This is a genomic window from Acidobacteriota bacterium (genome assembly GCA_009838525.1).
GTDB lineage: Bacteria > Acidobacteriota > Vicinamibacteria > Vicinamibacterales > UBA8438 > VXRJ01.
The window spans coordinates 156,778-172,145 of record VXRJ01000034.1 but is presented as its reverse complement, the minus strand read 5'-3'; the positions used below and the strand labels follow the sequence as shown (position 1 = coordinate 172,145).

At 67.2% G+C, this 15,368-nt stretch carries 16 protein-coding genes; 11 read left to right on the top strand and 5 right to left on the bottom strand.

What is annotated here, in order from left to right:
* Window position 1 precedes the first annotated feature (1 nt).
* Window positions 2-340: a helix-turn-helix domain-containing protein gene (locus F4Y45_14955; protein MXY25804.1), complete on the bottom strand. Its 339-nt coding sequence runs from the start codon at window positions 338-340 to the stop codon at window positions 2-4.
* A gap of 162 nt (window positions 341-502) precedes the next feature.
* Entirely contained in the window at window positions 503-928 is a 426-nt protein-coding gene (locus tag F4Y45_14950) for a type II toxin-antitoxin system VapC family toxin (protein ID MXY25803.1), read from the bottom strand.
* 140 nt (window positions 929-1,068) lie between these two features.
* Between F4Y45_14950 and F4Y45_14945 the strand changes: the two genes are divergently transcribed.
* From F4Y45_14945 to F4Y45_14930, 4 genes are all read left to right on the top strand, one after another.
* The gene (locus tag F4Y45_14945) at window positions 1,069-2,262 is read left to right on the top strand and encodes an alpha-hydroxy-acid oxidizing protein (GenBank protein MXY25802.1); all 1,194 of its coding nucleotides are present in this window, start codon (window positions 1,069-1,071) and stop codon (window positions 2,260-2,262) included.
* Between the two features lie 31 nt (window positions 2,263-2,293).
* Window positions 2,294-3,400, top strand: a complete 1,107-nt coding sequence (locus F4Y45_14940; GenBank protein ID MXY25801.1) for an alpha-hydroxy-acid oxidizing protein — start codon at window positions 2,294-2,296, stop codon at window positions 3,398-3,400.
* 92 nt (window positions 3,401-3,492) lie between these two features.
* Entirely contained in the window at window positions 3,493-5,493 is a 2,001-nt protein-coding gene (locus tag F4Y45_14935; protein MXY25800.1) for a PQQ-binding-like beta-propeller repeat protein, read from the top strand.
* Between the two features lie 11 nt (window positions 5,494-5,504).
* The gene (locus F4Y45_14930) at window positions 5,505-6,194 is read left to right on the top strand and encodes a PEBP family protein (GenBank protein MXY25799.1); all 690 of its coding nucleotides are present in this window, start codon (window positions 5,505-5,507) and stop codon (window positions 6,192-6,194) included.
* Between the two features lie 14 nt (window positions 6,195-6,208).
* On the opposite strand, the gene F4Y45_14925 is transcribed toward F4Y45_14930, so the two are convergent.
* The gene (locus F4Y45_14925) at window positions 6,209-6,952 is read right to left on the bottom strand and encodes a class I SAM-dependent methyltransferase (protein ID MXY25798.1); all 744 of its coding nucleotides are present in this window, start codon (window positions 6,950-6,952) and stop codon (window positions 6,209-6,211) included.
* A 215-nt stretch (window positions 6,953-7,167) separates the two neighbouring features.
* Here F4Y45_14925 and F4Y45_14920 point away from each other — a divergent pair, with 215 nt between their 5' ends.
* Window positions 7,168-7,506, top strand: a complete 339-nt coding sequence (locus F4Y45_14920; protein ID MXY25797.1) for a PQQ-binding-like beta-propeller repeat protein — start codon at window positions 7,168-7,170, stop codon at window positions 7,504-7,506.
* Between the two features lie 23 nt (window positions 7,507-7,529).
* Here the strand turns inward: F4Y45_14920 and F4Y45_14915 are convergent, their stop codons facing one another.
* On the bottom strand, window positions 7,530-7,694 hold the full coding sequence (locus F4Y45_14915; GenBank protein MXY25796.1) for a helix-turn-helix transcriptional regulator: 165 nt from the start codon (window positions 7,692-7,694) through the stop codon (window positions 7,530-7,532).
* 65 nt (window positions 7,695-7,759) lie between these two features.
* Window positions 7,760-8,221 carry a hypothetical protein gene (locus tag F4Y45_14910; GenBank protein MXY25795.1) on the bottom strand — a complete coding sequence of 154 codons (462 nt, stop codon included), beginning with the start codon at window positions 8,219-8,221 and terminating at the stop codon, window positions 7,760-7,762.
* A 128-nt stretch (window positions 8,222-8,349) separates the two neighbouring features.
* On the opposite strand from F4Y45_14910, the gene F4Y45_14905 reads away from it, so the two are divergent.
* The 6 genes from F4Y45_14905 to F4Y45_14880 all read left to right on the top strand — a co-directional run bounded on the left by F4Y45_14905 (window position 8,350) and on the right by F4Y45_14880 (window position 15,367).
* On the top strand, window positions 8,350-9,423 hold the full coding sequence (locus tag F4Y45_14905) for a low specificity L-threonine aldolase (protein ID MXY25794.1): 1,074 nt from the start codon (window positions 8,350-8,352) through the stop codon (window positions 9,421-9,423).
* A 74-nt stretch (window positions 9,424-9,497) separates the two neighbouring features.
* Entirely contained in the window at window positions 9,498-10,529 is a 1,032-nt protein-coding gene (locus F4Y45_14900) for a cytochrome c (protein MXY25793.1), read from the top strand.
* The gene (locus F4Y45_14895) at window positions 10,526-11,515 is read left to right on the top strand and encodes a hypothetical protein (GenBank protein MXY25792.1); all 990 of its coding nucleotides are present in this window, start codon (window positions 10,526-10,528) and stop codon (window positions 11,513-11,515) included. Before F4Y45_14900 ends, F4Y45_14895 begins: the two co-directional genes overlap by 4 nt.
* A gap of 33 nt (window positions 11,516-11,548) precedes the next feature.
* A complete protein-coding gene (locus F4Y45_14890; protein ID MXY25791.1) occupies window positions 11,549-11,971 on the top strand; it encodes a hypothetical protein in 423 nt (140 codons plus the stop codon).
* Window positions 11,859-14,993, top strand: a complete 3,135-nt coding sequence (locus F4Y45_14885) for a TonB-dependent receptor plug domain-containing protein (protein ID MXY25790.1) — start codon at window positions 11,859-11,861, stop codon at window positions 14,991-14,993. The genes F4Y45_14890 and F4Y45_14885 overlap by 113 nt, the downstream gene beginning before the upstream one ends.
* Window positions 14,994-15,109: 116 nt before the next feature.
* A complete protein-coding gene (locus tag F4Y45_14880; GenBank protein MXY25789.1) occupies window positions 15,110-15,367 on the top strand; it encodes a ribbon-helix-helix protein, CopG family in 258 nt (85 codons plus the stop codon).
* Window position 15,368 lies beyond the last annotated feature (1 nt).

Here is a 15,368-nt window from a genome sequence, read left to right as displayed (position 1 = left end):
GCTATTCCTGCGACGACGGGCGGCGTCGGCGAGCGCGAATCCGTTGCGGCAGGCGTTCCGCCTCCAGGTCCAGCCCTACGCTGTCGCGTCCGGCGTCGGCCAGCGTGGCGATCCGGTCCGACAGCCCCAGGACGAACAGCACCGTCGCCACTGCGCCGAGCGCGACGCCCGGATCACCCCGCTCGATCTTGTGGAGCGTTGAACGGCTGATCAGGGCGCGCTCCGCCATCATGGCCGTCGGGATGCGGCGGCGGCGGCGTGCATCGCGGATGTCCGCACCGAGCTGCATCAGCGCCCGGCGCGCCGCAAACGGCATGGACTTCCTGATCGGAACACTCATATATCACCTAAAATTATGCAGTATAGATGTTACTGCTAATAATTGCATACATAAAGAGAGGAAAGCAGACAGAGTCTCGGTGTGAGGCGGTGCGAGTTCGAACGTCCGAGGACGGCTAGGGAGGTGCTGACGGAGGCGCCTTCAAGTGCGGCGACCGCGTGCTTATACGAGGCCGTCGAGCGCTTCGACCAACATACGCCCTTCGGCAACCGCCGCCGCCGCCTGTGTCTTGTCCAACGTCGCCAACGGTGCATCCGCCCGAAGGGCCAGTTCAAGGTACGTGGCGTCGTAGATGGACAGTCGATGGGCGCGCGCTAGCGCAAACGAGACGCCGACATTGAGCTTCGTGTCCGTCTCAACCGGCAGTTCTTCGATGCGGCGCAAACACTCGTCGACTTCATCTGCCCGCATGCGTCCCCGGCGTTCTGCGCCGATGAGGGCACTCCTGACTTCCAGGTGCCAGAGCTGCGGCACGAGCGCGAGCTCTGTCTCGAGCCGCTCCAGGGCCGCGTTCGCCCGCGGGTTGTCTTCGTCATCGAAGAGCCATGCCGCGGCGACGGACGCGTCCAGCACAAAGCAGGTCACCAGCGATGGCCTTCGTGAATCGAGGAGAGGATCTCCTCGGTACTCATTTCAATGCGCCGCCGCTGCGGCCGCCACTATCACGGGCAGGGCGCGGCGGCGCGATATGATACGGGTTCGACTCGCCAGGACGACGGGAGGCAGCCGTGGGGAAGATTGAGAAGCGCTGGCGCCGGGGCATGTCGCGTCGGAAGGCGATTGCCGGGATGGCGTCGTTCGTGGCGGCGTCGCCCGTGCTTTACGCTCAGCGTGACCCGTGGCCGCTCGGGCCCCACCGGCGGTTCCTCGGCTTTGACGAGATGCGCGACGTCTTCGACTTCGAGCCGGTCTTCCGCGCCAACGTCCCGCTGTCGGTCTACGACTACACGGCCCACGGCACCGAATCGGAGTTCACGCTCTACCGCAACCGCGACGCGATGGACTGGGTGCAGCTCGTCGGCCGGGGCGGCATTGACCCGGAATCGGTTGACACGTCGACGGAACTGTTCGGCCACCGGATGCCGAGTCCGATCATGATCGCGCCCACCTCGTTCCAGCGCGACCTGCATCCGGACGGCGAGGTGGGCATGCACCGCGCCGCGACGACGATGGGAACGACCATGATGGTCAGCAACGCGTCGCACTTCCCGTTCCGGCGGATAGCGGAGACGTCGGACGGGCCGCTCTGGTTCCAGCGCTATGCGACGCCGGATCCGGAGACGAACCAAAAGGTGTTGGCGGAAGCCCAGGAACTGGGCGCCCAGACCATCGTCGTGACCATCGATCAGCAGGCGTCCTACTACGAGCGCGACCTGCACGACCGCCACCTCGGGGGCACGCCCCGCACGGTGACGCGACGCCGGCAGAACAATCCGCCCAACCCCTACCGCGTAAGCGCCGGGCGCCTCTGGTACGAGTGGTCGCTCTTCGATCAGCTCCGCCCGATGTGCGAGGTGCCGATGCTCGCCAAGGGCATCCTGACCGCGGAGGGGGCGCTGAAATGCCTCGAAATGGGCGTCGACGGCATCGTCGTCTCCAACCACGGCGGACGCGCAATCGACTACGGTCCGTCGAGCCTCGAGGTGCTCGAGGAGGTCGTCGAGGCGGTCGACGGACGCGTGCCGGTGCTCATCGACAGCGGGTTCCGGCGCGGCAGCGACGCCCTCAAGGCGCTCGCGCTCGGGGCCGACGCGGTCTGCTTCGGCCGCGCGCTGCGGTGGGGACTCGGCGCGTTCGGCGAAGCAGGCGCCCAGCGCGTGCTGGAAATCCTGAACGCCGAGCTGCGGCATGCGATGGCGGCGGTCGGCGTCGACTCTATCGCCCGGATCGACCGCAGCATCGTGAAGACCAACTTCCCGTAGGGTTGGTGCAAGAACCACGACGAGCACGACGATGAGGATGGCAAAACGCGGAACGACTCACAGGCCGACAGCAAGCAGCCGGCGCGACTGGCTGCGCCGGCTCGGACTTGCCGCGACCGGCTCCACCGCCGGACCCGACGCTGCCGCGCCGTCGGCCGGAGTCCCCGGCGCACAGCGCGAACCCTGGAGCGGCGCCCCGCCGAACGACCGGCTTGCGCCGGTCCTCGAACTGGTGAACGTCCCGGAATTCGAGGCGATGGCGCGCCTGAAGCTCACGCCGGACCGGTTCGACACGATTGCCGGGGGCGACCGCGGCTCGTTCGATCGGATGACGTTCCGGCAGCGGCTGATGGTCTACGCGATGGAGCTCGACCTGACGACGCGCCTCTTCGACTACGACATGTTCGCGCCGATCATCGTCGGCCCGGTCGGTAACCAGTCCGCCCTTCACCCGGACGGCGAGTTGGCGACGGCGCGCGGCGCCTCCGACGCCAAGGCGGTGATGGTGGCGACGCGGCAGTCGGACAAGCCCATCGATCAGGTGGTGGCGGCGAGCAGCGAGCCGGTCTGGTACCAGATCTACGCGGGCGACCCCGGCGCCGAAGACGACGCTGCGCGCGCCGTCGAGGCGGGTTGCCGCGCCGTCTGCGTCACCGTCGGCGCGGACATCGACCGTCAGCCGGCGCCAGTCGATTGGGACGCTATCGGGCGACTCAGCAGTGCGATCGACGTGCCGGTGGTCGCCAAGGGCATCATGCGAGTGGACGACGCCCGCGCCGCTCTCGATCAGGGAGCGCGCGGCCTGGTGGTTTCGAACCATGGCGGCATGCTGCCGACGGGGAACGCGCTCGCGATCGACGTCCTGCCGGGAATCTCGGACGCCGTGGGCGACGAGGCGCCGGTCCTCGTGGACGGCAGCTTCCGCCGCGGCACGGACGTCCTGAAGGGGCTGGCCCTGGGGGCGAGCGCCGTCATGGTGGCGCGGCCCCCGATGTGGGGCCTGACCGCCTACGGCGCGGAGGGCGTGCAGGTGGGCCTGGAGATCCTGCAGACCGAGCTGGCCCGCAACATGGCGTCCTCGGGGCGTCCCACCATCGCCATGATCGACCGGGAACTGGTCCGCTTCGATTCACGGTAGCGCCTCGCGTGGCATGGTGCGCCACTCTGTGCGCGGTTTGGTGCGCCGGCTTGGTGCGCCGGCCTCCAGGCCGGCAAGAAAAGGAGACTTCGATGCAGCTGACGAACGTCGCGCGACACGTTCCGTCTAGAGCAGACATCCCGGCCGCTGCACTGGCGGTGGCGACGGCGGCCGCAGTCGGCATCGCCGCGGTCGCGATGCAGGCCCAGGACGCCGACATGGTCGAATGGCCCTACGTCGGCGCGGACCAGGCGGCGTCAAAGTACTCCCCGCTTGCCGACATCAACCGTGCCAACGTCGATCAGCTCGAGATTGCCTGGACGTGGGAGCCGAACGAGTTGCCGAACCAGGAGTTCGGCACGCGCCCCGGTAGCTTCGAGGTAATGCCGCTGATGATCGACGGCATCGTCTACGTCTCGACGATGTACACGCGCGTCGTCGCGCTCGACGCCGAGACGGGCGAACAGCTTTGGGCGTTCGACCCCGAAGCATGGCGCGGGGGCGCGGAGGGAAGTCCTCCCGGCGGCTTCAAGCACCGCGGGGTCGCCGTCTGGGGCGAGGGCGACGCCATGCGGATCTTCATCAACAGCCGCGACAGGCTGTACGCCGTCGACGCGGCGGACGGCGCGTTGATTCCGACGTTCGGCGAGGATGGTCAGATCCGATTGACCGAGGACTTCCCCAACCCGGTCACCCCCGACATGTTCGATCAGACGTCGCCACCGGTTGTCTTCGAGGACCTCGTGATCGTCGGCAGCCGCGTGCCCGACCGCATCCAGCGACGGTTCGACACGCCCGGCTCGGTGCAGGCGTTCGACGTTCACACCGGCGAGCGGCGGTGGGTCTTCTACACGGTGCCGCAGTCGAACGACGCGTTCGGCGCCGACACGTGGGAGAACGGATCGTGGCGCTACACGGGGCACGCCAATGTCTGGGGACTGATGTCCCTCGACGACGAACGGGGCCTCCTCTACGTCCCGACCAGCACACCGAGCAGCGACTACTGGGGCGGCGACCGGCTCGGGGCCAACCTGTTCGCCGAGTCGCTCGTCTGCCTCGACGCGCGGACCGGCGAGCGCCAGTGGCATTTCCAGGCGGTTCACCACGGGCTGTGGGACTACGACTTCACGTCGGCCCCCAACCTGATGACGCTCGAGGTGGACGGCCGGGCCATCGACGCAGTGGCGGAGGTTTCTAAGCAAGGCTTCACCTACGTCTTCGACCGGGTGACGGGCGAGCCGGTCTGGCCGATCGAGGAGCGCCCGGTCGACACCGAGACCGACGTGCCGGGCGAGGTGGCCTACCCGACGCAACCGTTCCCGACCAAGCCGCCTCCGTTCGCGGCGCAGGGCGTCTCGCTCGATGACGCGAACGACCTGACGCCGGAGATCCACCGCATCGCCACTGAGGAGATGCAGACCTTTCGGCTCGGTCCGCTCTTTACGCCTCCCAGCATGCGCGGAACGCTGCAACGCCCGCGCGTAGACGGCGGAGCCAACTGGGGCGGCGCCGCCCTCGATCACGAGACCAACTGGCTCTACGTGCGCACCTCGGAGGGGGTCTCCCCCAACCAGGTCTGCGCCACGGATCCGAACGTGCCGGATGTCGACGTCGAATACACCAACAACTGTCCGCGCGGCGGATCGGCGGGAATCTTTCGTGGACTGGATGGCTACGTGCCGGCCGAGCGTAGCCAGCTCGGGCCGATTCCCCTCATCAAGCCGCCCTACGCGAAGCTCGTCGCCATCGACCTCAACGCTGGCGACATCGCCTGGAGCGTCCCGTTCGGGGAGGGCAGCCGGGTCATGCGGTCGCACCCTCTGCTGCGCGGCGTCGACCTGCCGGAGCGCCTCGGCACGCCGGGGGCCATGGGTCCGATGGTGACCGGTGGCGGACTCGTCTTCCTGGGCGGGGGAGACCCGTATCTCTATGCGTTCGACGCCGCCACCGGCGAGGAGCTGACGCGTCACGCCACCGAGTTCCGCACGAGCGGCAACCCGATGACGTATCGCTCGCGCGCGGGGCGGCAGTTCATCCTGATCGCGACGGGCGCGGGTCCCGACGCCCGCCTCGTCGCCTTTGCCCTGCCCTGACGGCGACTACGATGTCGAGAATCTGGACGCTGGCTGTTCTTGTGGCGACACTGGTCGGTTGCGACAGTTCACAGGCACCCGAAGTCATCGTCGTCGAGACCCCGGGCGCCGTGTCGATCAAGGCCGAGGTTTGGGCCGACAACTGGTTCGCCTTCTACCTCGGCGAACGGCTGATCATCGAGGACTCGACTCCGATAACGACGGAGCGGTCGTTCAATGCCGAGGCGTTTGTCTTCAACGCCGACTACCCCCTGCAATTGAACATCGTCGCCAAGGACTTCAAGCAGGACGATACCGGTCTGGAATACATCGGCCGCAGCAACCAGCAGATGGGCGATGGCGGGCTCATCGCGCAGTTCACGGATGTTGCCACCGGAGCGATGGTCGCAGTCACGAATAGCGATTGGCGATGCCTGGTGATTCACGATGCGCCGCTCGACCGCGCTTGCGAAGACGAGGCCGAACCGGTACCCGGCGCCGGCCCGTGCCAGTTCGAGTCGATGCCAGAGCCTGACGGCTGGCGCATGGCCGGATTCGACGATGCCCAATGGCCGTCGGCGGTGGAGCACAGCGAAGCCGCCGTCAGACCCCGAGGTGGCTACGATGCGATAGCGTGGCGGGACGAGGCGCGTCTGATCTGGGGAGCCGACCTCGAGACGCACAATACGATGCTGTGTCGCCTTACGGTGGAGCAGCCCTGAAGAGGAGCTTCGGGCTAACGGGGCTTCGACGCGGTGAAGGCCGTCAGGGGCGCCTGGGCCATGAATTCGCCCCAGTACGGGTCGCCGTGCTCGGACGGATCGAGCAGGGCATCGACCCAGCGGAAATCGTCGAAACCGGCATCGCGCGCCGCCGCCGTGTAGGTGGCGGGTTCCAGATAGTAGTTCTCGAATTCAAACGACCGCCCGTCGTGATTCGTGATCCGGTACTGGATGATGTCGCCTTCGCTCGGAGGGTGCGGACACGTTCTTTCCAATCCGTACTTCGCCAGTGAAGCTCCCGGCTGCGGCGGACGCCGCACGTTGTCGTTGAATCCGACGAGCCGGCCACCAGACCTCAGAGCGCGATAGCACGCGCGGAAGAACCGATTGATTGCGAGCCGGGTTCGCGCGTAGTTGAGAAGATAGATCGCGACCACGATATCGACCGGCGCCGGCGGCGTGAACGTGGCGGCATCTTCGCAGACATAGCGGCAGCCAAGCGGGTCCCTGCGCTCCTCCGCCTCCGCCAGCGCGACCATTTCCCGCGAGAGATCGACGCCGGTCACGGCGGCTGCGCCGGACCGCTTGAATTGGCGCGCGTAGACTCCCTCGCCACAGGCCAGGTCCAGCACCGTCCTGCCGCGCAGGTCACCCAGCAACTCGACGAGCGTGTATCGCTCTACGTAGTGGCGGAACAGCAGCCACTTCGATTCGCGGTAGCGATCGGCGATGGCATCGTAGGCGGCGGGCTGCGTCATCGCACCTTCTCGACCCGGCTCGCGCCTGCGTCATCGACCGGCTGCAGGCTCGGGGAGTTCGACATCGTCCCGCCGAATTATATGGCCGCCGCGCAAGTAGACTGGAGGCTGGCGTCACATCAGGCTGCAATATGTCCATCTCCGTCATTTCCCTTTTCAGCGATACGGAAACCCGCCCCACCGACGCCATGCGCGCCGCCATCGCCGCGGCCAGGGTGGGTGACGAGCAGAAGAACGCCGACCCGACCGTCCTTGCCCTGCAGGAACGCGTCGGTGGCGGCCGGGGTGCCGGCGGCGGACTTCGCCGCCTGCGTCGACTCGGTCTGGATCGACTTCACGAAGGGACTGGGAGCCCCGATTGGCGCGGTCCTGGCCGGGTCGAAGGACTTCATCCAGGCCGCGCGGCGCTTCAAGCAGCTCTTCGGAGGAGCGATGCGGCAGGCGGGGATCGCGGCGGCGGCGACCCGTACCTCTACGCGTTCGACGCCGCCACCGGCGAAGAGCTGACGCGCCATGCGACCGAGTTCCGGACGAGCGGCAACCCGATGAGTTAGCGCTCGCGGGGCGGGCGTCCCCGTCACCCGGACGCGGCGACGAACTGAAACACTTCTTCGAGCGGCTTGCGGAACACGTGGGCAATCCGGAACGCGACCTCGAGCGACGGCGAGTACTTGCCGCCCTCGATAGCGTTGACGGTCTGCCGGGTGACGCCGACCCGATCGGCGAGTTGCTGCTGCGTCATCTCGCCGTGGCGGAACCGCAGGGTCCGGATCTGGTTGCGGATGCTCGTCCCCGACTGAGCCACGTTCAGATCCCCCGGCGGTAGTAGACGATTTGCAACACGTCCTTCGCCACCTCGGAACCGAACAGCGAGATGAGGAGCAGGTGCGCCACCCAGACGCCGCCGACCGACAGGATCAGCGCCATGATCGCGCCAATGACTCCGACGCCCAGGATCCACGACGACCGGCTCTCTGCGCAACAGGCGATGAGCCGATCGCGCTCGTCGGCCTCGTCCGACCGGCTGGTAATCGCGGCGACGACGTGCCCTGCGATATTGACGGCTACGATGAGGACGATCGCCACGGCGAAGATCGGCACGAAGGGCGGCAAGGCGCTGACGCCGTTCGACAGCATGAGGCCGGCGACGACCAGATAGCCACCCAAGCCGACGACGAGACTGACAAGTTGAATCCAGACGCTCTTCTGCTCGAAGGACATACCCGGGGAATCTCCCGATTCCGATGAAGTGACTGCTGTAGTTGACATGGTGTAAAGAATACTAGACACCATCCGGTGTGTCGAGAATTCTTGACATCCGTGTCGGGCGACGGCGCGGGTCCGTGGTTGGCTGCGAGATCGAGCGTATCATTGGCCTCGTCGCCGGACCCTGCGGCATGCCGGCGTGCAGGCTGATGTCCAACCGCGTCGTCTCCCTCTACAGTGATACCGAGACCCGCCCCACGGAAGGAATGCGCGCCGCGATCGCCGCGGCCAAGGTGGGTGACGAGCAGAAGAACGCCGACCCGACCGTCCTCGCCCTGCAGGAACGCGTCGCCGGCCTGCTCGGCAAGGAGGCGGCGCTCTGGATGCCGACCGGCACGATGTGCAACCTGACGGCGATCCGGACGCACACCCGACCGGGTGACGCCATCGTCGCCGACTGGATGGCGCATATCGTCCGCGCGGAATCGGGCGGGTCGGCCCTGGCGTCCGGGGTGACGATAGAACCGATCCGGACCGCCCGGGGGATCTTCACCCCCGACGAAGCCGAAGCCGCTATCGCCCGAGCGACCACGGTGCCGACACCGTACGGCCAGCCCGTCTCGCTGGTTTGCGTCGAGCAGACCCACAACTTCGGTGGCGGCGCGGTCTGGCCGCTCGACGCGTTGCGTGAGGTCTCGGGCGCCGTGCGCGGGCGCGGCATCGCGATGCACATGGACGGCGCGCGGCTGATGAACGCGTCGGTGGCGGCCGGGGCGCCGGCGGCAGACTTCGCGGCCTGCGTCGACTCGGTCTGGATCGACTTCACGAAGGGACTCGGAGCCCCGATTGGCGCGGTGCTGGCCGGATCGAAGGAATTCATCCAGGCCGCGCGGCGCTTCAAGCAGCTCTTCGGAGGAGCGATGCGGCAGGCGGGGATCGCGGCGGCGGGCTGCCTGTACGCGCTGGATCACCACGTCGAGCGGCTGGCCGACGATCATGCGAACGCGCGCCGCCTGGCGACCGGATTGGCGGAGATTCCCAGCATCACGCTGCGGACGCCGGAACCGGAAACGAACATGATCTTCTTCGCCGTCGACGGCCTCAGGATGACCGCCGCCGAATTCGCGGCGAAGCTGAAGGCGGCCGGCGTCCTGATGAGCGGCGCGGGTGGGTACGTCCGCGCCGTCACGCATCTCGACGTGTCGCGGGACGACATCGACCGCGCCCTCGCCGTGATCCGGGGCGTGGCGGCCAGTGGCGACTGATCGGCGGGTAGCCTAGGCAGCCCGTGGTGAAAGCCGGCGTGGACGCCGGCGCACCAACGCATACAATAGCGGCCATGGACCTCCGCCTCTCGGCAGCGGTGATCGGCATCCTTCTGGCAGGCGCCCTTCCGGCGCCGGCAACCGCCCAGGACCACCCCGGCAGCGTTCCCTACCAGCAGGTTTGCCAGGCATGCCATGGCGAGGGGGCGCGCGGAAATATCGCGCCAGCGCTTGTGCCGGGCAGCTTCGACACGAACTATGTCCTGGCCGTCGTCCGCGAGGGCTACGGCCAGATGCCACCCATCTCGCGGCGCGAGCTCACCGATGACCAGGTGCGGCAGGTGGTCGGCTACCTCGACTCGCTCAACGCCGGGGGAAGCGGCGGCGCGGGCGGGTCGGCCGCGACCCAGAGCGCCTACGACGGACCGCGGACGCCGGAAGGACAGCCCGACCTGAACGGCATCTGGCAGACGCTCAATTCAGCGTCGTGGGACATCCGCCCGCACAACGCGTCGGACGGCATCCCCGCCGGCCTCGGCGTCGTCGTCGGCGACGAAATCCCCTACCAGGAATGGGCGGCCGAACAGCAGGAGCAGAACTACGCCAACCGGCTGCAGGACGATCCCGTCCGCAAGTGCTACCTGCCCGGCGTGCCGCGCATCACCTACATGCCGTTCCCGTTCCGGATCCTGCAGACGCCCGATCACGTCGTCATCACGTACGAATACCAGCACGTCGTCCGCATCATCTATACCGACGGCAGCGACCATCCGTTGCCGAACGACTTCTGGCTGGGCGACTCGCGGGGCCACTGGGAAGGCGACACGCTCGTCGTCGACACCACCCACTTCAACGGACTCACCTGGTTCGACGCGGCGGGCAACTTTCACAGCAATCAGTTGCATGTCGTCGAGCGCTATACGCCCGTCAGCGAGACCCATATCGACTACGAAGTGACCATCGAGGATCCGGAGGTCTTCACCCGGCCCTGGACGATGCGGATGCCGCTCTATCGCCGGTTGGAAGAGCGGCTGCAACTGCTCGACTACGACTGCGTCGACTTCATCCTGCAGAAACTGACCGCACCAGAGGGAGGTGCACCATGAACCTGCGTGCAAACACAACGTTCCGGCGTACCACGGTTCTGATCGGCGCGCTGGCAGTGGCCGGCGTGGTGGGGCTTCCCGCGGGCGCGCCCGCGCAGCAAGGCGGCGGCACCGAGTTCGATCCGCCGCGCACGCCCTGGGGCGACCCGGACTTCAGCGGCTACTACCTGCCGGGCGGGGGGCAACCGCTCGAGACGCCAGCCAGTGACGACTGGTCGCCGCCCGAGGGGGCAAACCGCGGACAGGGCGCCGCATTCTCCCGCTTCTTCGCGGACGACGCCAACGCACCTCCCCGCGCGGAGCGGGTCTCACGGCCGATGATCATCGACCCGCCCGATGGCAGGGTCCCCCTTCAGCCCTGGGCGGCCGAGCAGCGCGACGAGATCATGCGGCGGCAGGACGAGTTGGCCCACCTCGACCCGCGCGTGAAGTGCCTGCCGTCAGCCTTGCCGCGCGTGCATCTGCCGGTCGGCTACAACTCGTACCAGATCCTGCAGATCCCCGGCTATGTCGTGATGATCTACGAGTGGAACCACCTGTTCCGCTACATCCCGGTCGATGGCGATCAGTCGGCCCTGCCCGACAACATCCGTCTCGGCATGGGTAATCCGCGCGGCCGGTGGGAGGGGAACACGCTGGTCGTCGAATCGACCAACTTCACCGACAACACCTGGCCGGTCGGCCATGGCGCGCCACCGGAGGGGGCGCCGGGCCGGACGCTCAGCACGGGCCACGGCGTCTTCCACAGCGGCAACCTGCGCGTCACCGAACGGTTCACGTTCGTTGACGCCGACACGATCAGCTACCGCGCGACCATTGAGGATCCGGAGGTGTTCACCCAGCCCTGGACCATCGAGTTCAATGCACTCCGCCGCGCGCCGGAAGGGCACATGCTCTTCGAGTACGCCTGCCACGAAGGCAACGGGCGCAACCTCGAACTGATGACCGGCGTCGACGTCGACTCGGTCCGGGTCGAAGCGAAATAGCGGCAACGCTGCAGCGGAAGCGAGGGACATGCGATGCGACTGACATTCTGCGCACTCGGCGTCGGTGCCGTGACGGCCGCGCTGCTGATCGGAACCGGGACGCCGGTCGGAGCGCACCATGCCTTCTCGGCCGAGTTCGACGCGAACCGGCCGCTGCAACTGCGCGGCACGGTATCGAAGACGGAGTGGATCAACCCGCATTCCTGGATCCACATCGACGTGGAGGGAGAGGACGGCGAGGTGACCACCTGGGCCATAGAGTGCGGCGCGCCCAACGCGCTGATGCGCCGCGGCCTGAACAAGAACTCGCTCCCGGTCGGCACCGAACTGGTAATCGACGGCTTTGGGGCCAAGAACGGGTCCAATACGGCGAACGCCCGTGACATCACGCTGCCGGACGGGTCGCAGTTCTTTGTCGGCTCGTCCGGCACGGGGGCGCCCTACGATCGCCGCTAGCGCGCCCTGGCGGGTGCTTGCGGCGCAAGCTCCTGGCCGCGCGGTGGCGCTGCTTGCGCTGCTGATCGCCACGTTCCCGGCCGCCGCTCAAGGGCAGGTAACGACCACCGGCTCGATTCGGGTCGCCGTCAGCGATCCGGCCGGCCTCTCTATCCCCGGCGCCACCGTCACGGCGGCGGCGGATGATGCCGCCACCACGCGCGTCGCATTCACGGACGCGGCAGGGCTGGTCGAGTTGCGCGCCCTGAACCCGTCGGCCCGCTATGTCGTGACCGTCGAGTTGCCCGGCTTCCGAACGAGCCGGCAGGCGGGCGTCCTGGTCCGCGCGGGCCAGACCGCATCGCTCGCCGTGAGTCTGGAGGTCGGCAACCTGACCGAGGCCGTGGTGGTAACCGCCGCGCCCCCGGTCGTCGACGTCACCAGCGCGGTCGTCGCCGAAGACATCACCCTGGATCTGACCGAGGCGGTCCCGACCGGCCGCAGCTACCAGAGCTACCTGCAACTCGTGCCCGGCGTGCTGCCGGACGACCCGGAGTCACCCGGCAACCCCGCCTCCAAGTCGGGCCTCAACTACCGCGACATCGGCGGCGACGCAGGCGTTTCGCGCGACAACTTCTACTACATTGACGGCATCAACGTGACCGATGGCGTCAGCGGCACGTTCGGCGCCAACCTCAACACCGAGATCATCCAGGAGCAACAGGTGCTGACCGGGGGCATCCCGGCCGAGTACGTCGGTGCTCCCGGGCTGCTCTCGAGCGTCATCACGAAGTCGGGCGCCAACCAGTTCAGCGGCTCGATCAACTACTTCTTCCAGAACGACGGCCTCGTCGCCGAGAACCGCAACGCCTCCGATCAGGAGTTCTCCCGGTTCGACACGGCTCTCACCGGCGGCGGCCCGGTCATCAGGGACGAGGCATGGTTCTTTGCCAGCTACCGCCGGCTCGGGCGTACCGACACCGTGGTTGCTCTCGACGGAATCGACGTGATCCGCACCGTCCAGAAGAAACAGCACCAGCTCTACGGCCGAGGAACCTGGGCGCCGGACACGAACGAGACGATCACGTTCACGTTTCTGAATGACCCGACCGACATCAGCGGCAGCCGCAACCGCGAGGTCACGAACGCGAGGGACAGCAGTCGCGTTCAAGGGGGGAACAACTACCACCTGAAGTACACGCGCCTGTTCGGAAACCTGCTCGTGGAGGGCTCCTACAGCAAGCACAACGGCGAGGTGTCCGACTACGCGGCGCTCTCCGGCCCCAGAAACAGCATCGTCTTCAGGGACACCGATATCCGCACCCTCGAGGACGAGCAGCTCGGCGGCTTCGGGCTCGACGACCTCGATCAGCGCGACACCGAGGGCTACAAGGCCACCGCCGTGGTGCAATCTGGTCGCCACGCCATCCATGGCGGCGTGGAGTTCATGCGGAACGCAAACCTGCGCGACACGGTGTTCGACGGGGGGCTATACACCTCCCTGGCCGGTCCGCTGGCGGGACTCACCGCGGCCGAGCTGTTCGCGGGGAGCTTCTCCGATACCCGCTTCGACCCGACCAACAGCAGCGATTACTCCGGCTTCATCCGCACGGTCGACCGCCTTCCCGACCGGGCGTCGTTCTACGGGCTCTACGATCTGGACGGCGACGGCACGATCACCCAGGACGAACTCGCCGCCGGCCTGGCGTTCGCCAGCACCGCCGGGAACCCGGACGGGGCGATCAACTACGACCGGATGATCCAGTCGGAACTAGGCCTGCAGCAGACCCGTTCCGATGGGCTGAGCTTCTTCCTGCAGGATACGTTCAGCGTTGCTGACAACCTGTCGTTCGATGTCGGCGTGCGCACGGAGCGGTTTGCGCATTTCGCCACGGACGGCGTTAACATCTTCACCTTCGACTGGACGTTCGCGCCCCGCCTCAGTGTGTCGTACGACCCGGCCGGGAACGGACGGCAACGGATCAGCGCGTACTACGGCAGGTACTACGACCCGATTCGCAACAACCTCACGAATTTCGCGGGGACTCTGACCGGTTCCATCCGCGAGGAGCAGGTGTACGCCAACGATCAGTGGGTGACCTACCGGGTACGCGGGGGGCCTCAGCAGGCCGACGCGCTGTTCGCGCCGACCACGAAGACTCCATGGACCGACGACTTCCAGGTGAGCTGGGAAACCGACCTCGGCGGCGGCCGCAGCGTCATGGCCCTCTATACGAAACGGCGGACACGGGACATCATCGAGGACTACGACATGGCCCTCTATGCGTTCCGCTCCGACGGAACGACGAACTACCCGGGGCGGGTCGATCATCCGGACTCGCTCTTCCTCGGTCTCGACTACTTCGGTTACGACACCTTCCCCGAGTCGAACTTCGTCATTGCGACCCTCGCCGGCGGCGCGCGCGACTACCAAGGCCTCGAATTCACCTTCCGCCAGCGGCTGCGGGCCAACTGGCAGGCGCTGGCCGCTTACACCTACGGCCACGCGACCGGCAACACCAACTCGGACTCGAACGCCGACTTCCAGGGCGATGTGATCTGGCTCGACCCGCGCGCTCCGAACCAGTGGGGAGACCAGCCGGGTTCGATCGCGCACCTGTTCAAGGTGAGCACGTCGTACCACTGGGCCGGCGGATTCCAGATTGGCGCCAACTGGCGCTGGAATTCGGGGACGCTGGCCAGTCGCACGTTCCGGGCCTTCAGGCGCAACTTGCCCGTTCGCGTCGAGACCGGCGAGGAGTTCGAGTTCGCCGGGATCACGCGCCGCTGGCTCTCGCCGACCGCGGTAGGAAGCCTGCGCAATCCGTCCTTCGGGGTTGTCGACGTCCGCCTGCTCTACAACTATCGGCTCGCGGACACCCGCCTCGAGCTGTTCGCGGACGTCTTCAACCTGCTCGACAGTCAGGACGCCATTCGCAACCAGGACCTGCTGGCCGGCGCCGGCGGCAACGCCTTCGGCGACGGTATCCGCTTCACGCCGCCGCGGCGGGTCTTCCTCGGCACCCGGCTGAGCTTCGGTTAGCCGCCCGCCGCGATTCGCAGGATCGCGCCAGCGGCAAGATGCCGAAACCCCTGGCGGCACACCGCGGGATCCGCCAGTTGTGATGCGATGATGCAGACATAGTATGATCCTACATCATGCGGACGACGATCACGCTGGACGAGCAACTCCTCGCGCAACTGAAGCGGCGGGCGGCCGAGTCAGGCACATCCGTCAGCCGGCTCATCGAGCAAGCAGTGCGACTGTTTGTGCGGGCGCCGACTCACACGGTAGACGAAGAACCGTTCGAGTTGATCACCTTTGGAGCCGGCGGCGAGTTTTCCCGTCACAACATTGACAAGGCCTCCGCGCTGCTGGAGGCGGAAGATAGAGAACGGTACGGGTCGGGCAGCTAGG

Coding starts and splice junctions, on each gene's coding strand:
- F4Y45_14955 (MXY25804.1), bottom strand. CDS start 340: ATGAGTGTTCCGATCAGGAAGTCCATGCCGTTTGCGGCGCGCCGGGCG.
- F4Y45_14940 (MXY25801.1), top strand. CDS start 2,294: ATGAGGATGGCAAAACGCGGAACGACTCACAGGCCGACAGCAAGCAGC.
- F4Y45_14935 (MXY25800.1), top strand. CDS start 3,493: ATGCAGCTGACGAACGTCGCGCGACACGTTCCGTCTAGAGCAGACATC.
- F4Y45_14930 (MXY25799.1), top strand. CDS start 5,505: ATGTCGAGAATCTGGACGCTGGCTGTTCTTGTGGCGACACTGGTCGGT.
- F4Y45_14925 (MXY25798.1), bottom strand. CDS start 6,952: ATGACGCAGCCCGCCGCCTACGATGCCATCGCCGATCGCTACCGCGAA.
- F4Y45_14915 (MXY25796.1), bottom strand. CDS start 7,694: ATGACGCAGCAGCAACTCGCCGATCGGGTCGGCGTCACCCGGCAGACC.
- F4Y45_14910 (MXY25795.1), bottom strand. CDS start 8,221: ATGTCAACTACAGCAGTCACTTCATCGGAATCGGGAGATTCCCCGGGT.
- F4Y45_14905 (MXY25794.1), top strand. CDS start 8,350: ATGCCGGCGTGCAGGCTGATGTCCAACCGCGTCGTCTCCCTCTACAGT.
- F4Y45_14900 (MXY25793.1), top strand. CDS start 9,498: ATGGACCTCCGCCTCTCGGCAGCGGTGATCGGCATCCTTCTGGCAGGC.
- F4Y45_14895 (MXY25792.1), top strand. CDS start 10,526: ATGAACCTGCGTGCAAACACAACGTTCCGGCGTACCACGGTTCTGATC.
- F4Y45_14890 (MXY25791.1), top strand. CDS start 11,549: ATGCGACTGACATTCTGCGCACTCGGCGTCGGTGCCGTGACGGCCGCG.
- F4Y45_14880 (MXY25789.1), top strand. CDS start 15,110: ATGCGGACGACGATCACGCTGGACGAGCAACTCCTCGCGCAACTGAAG.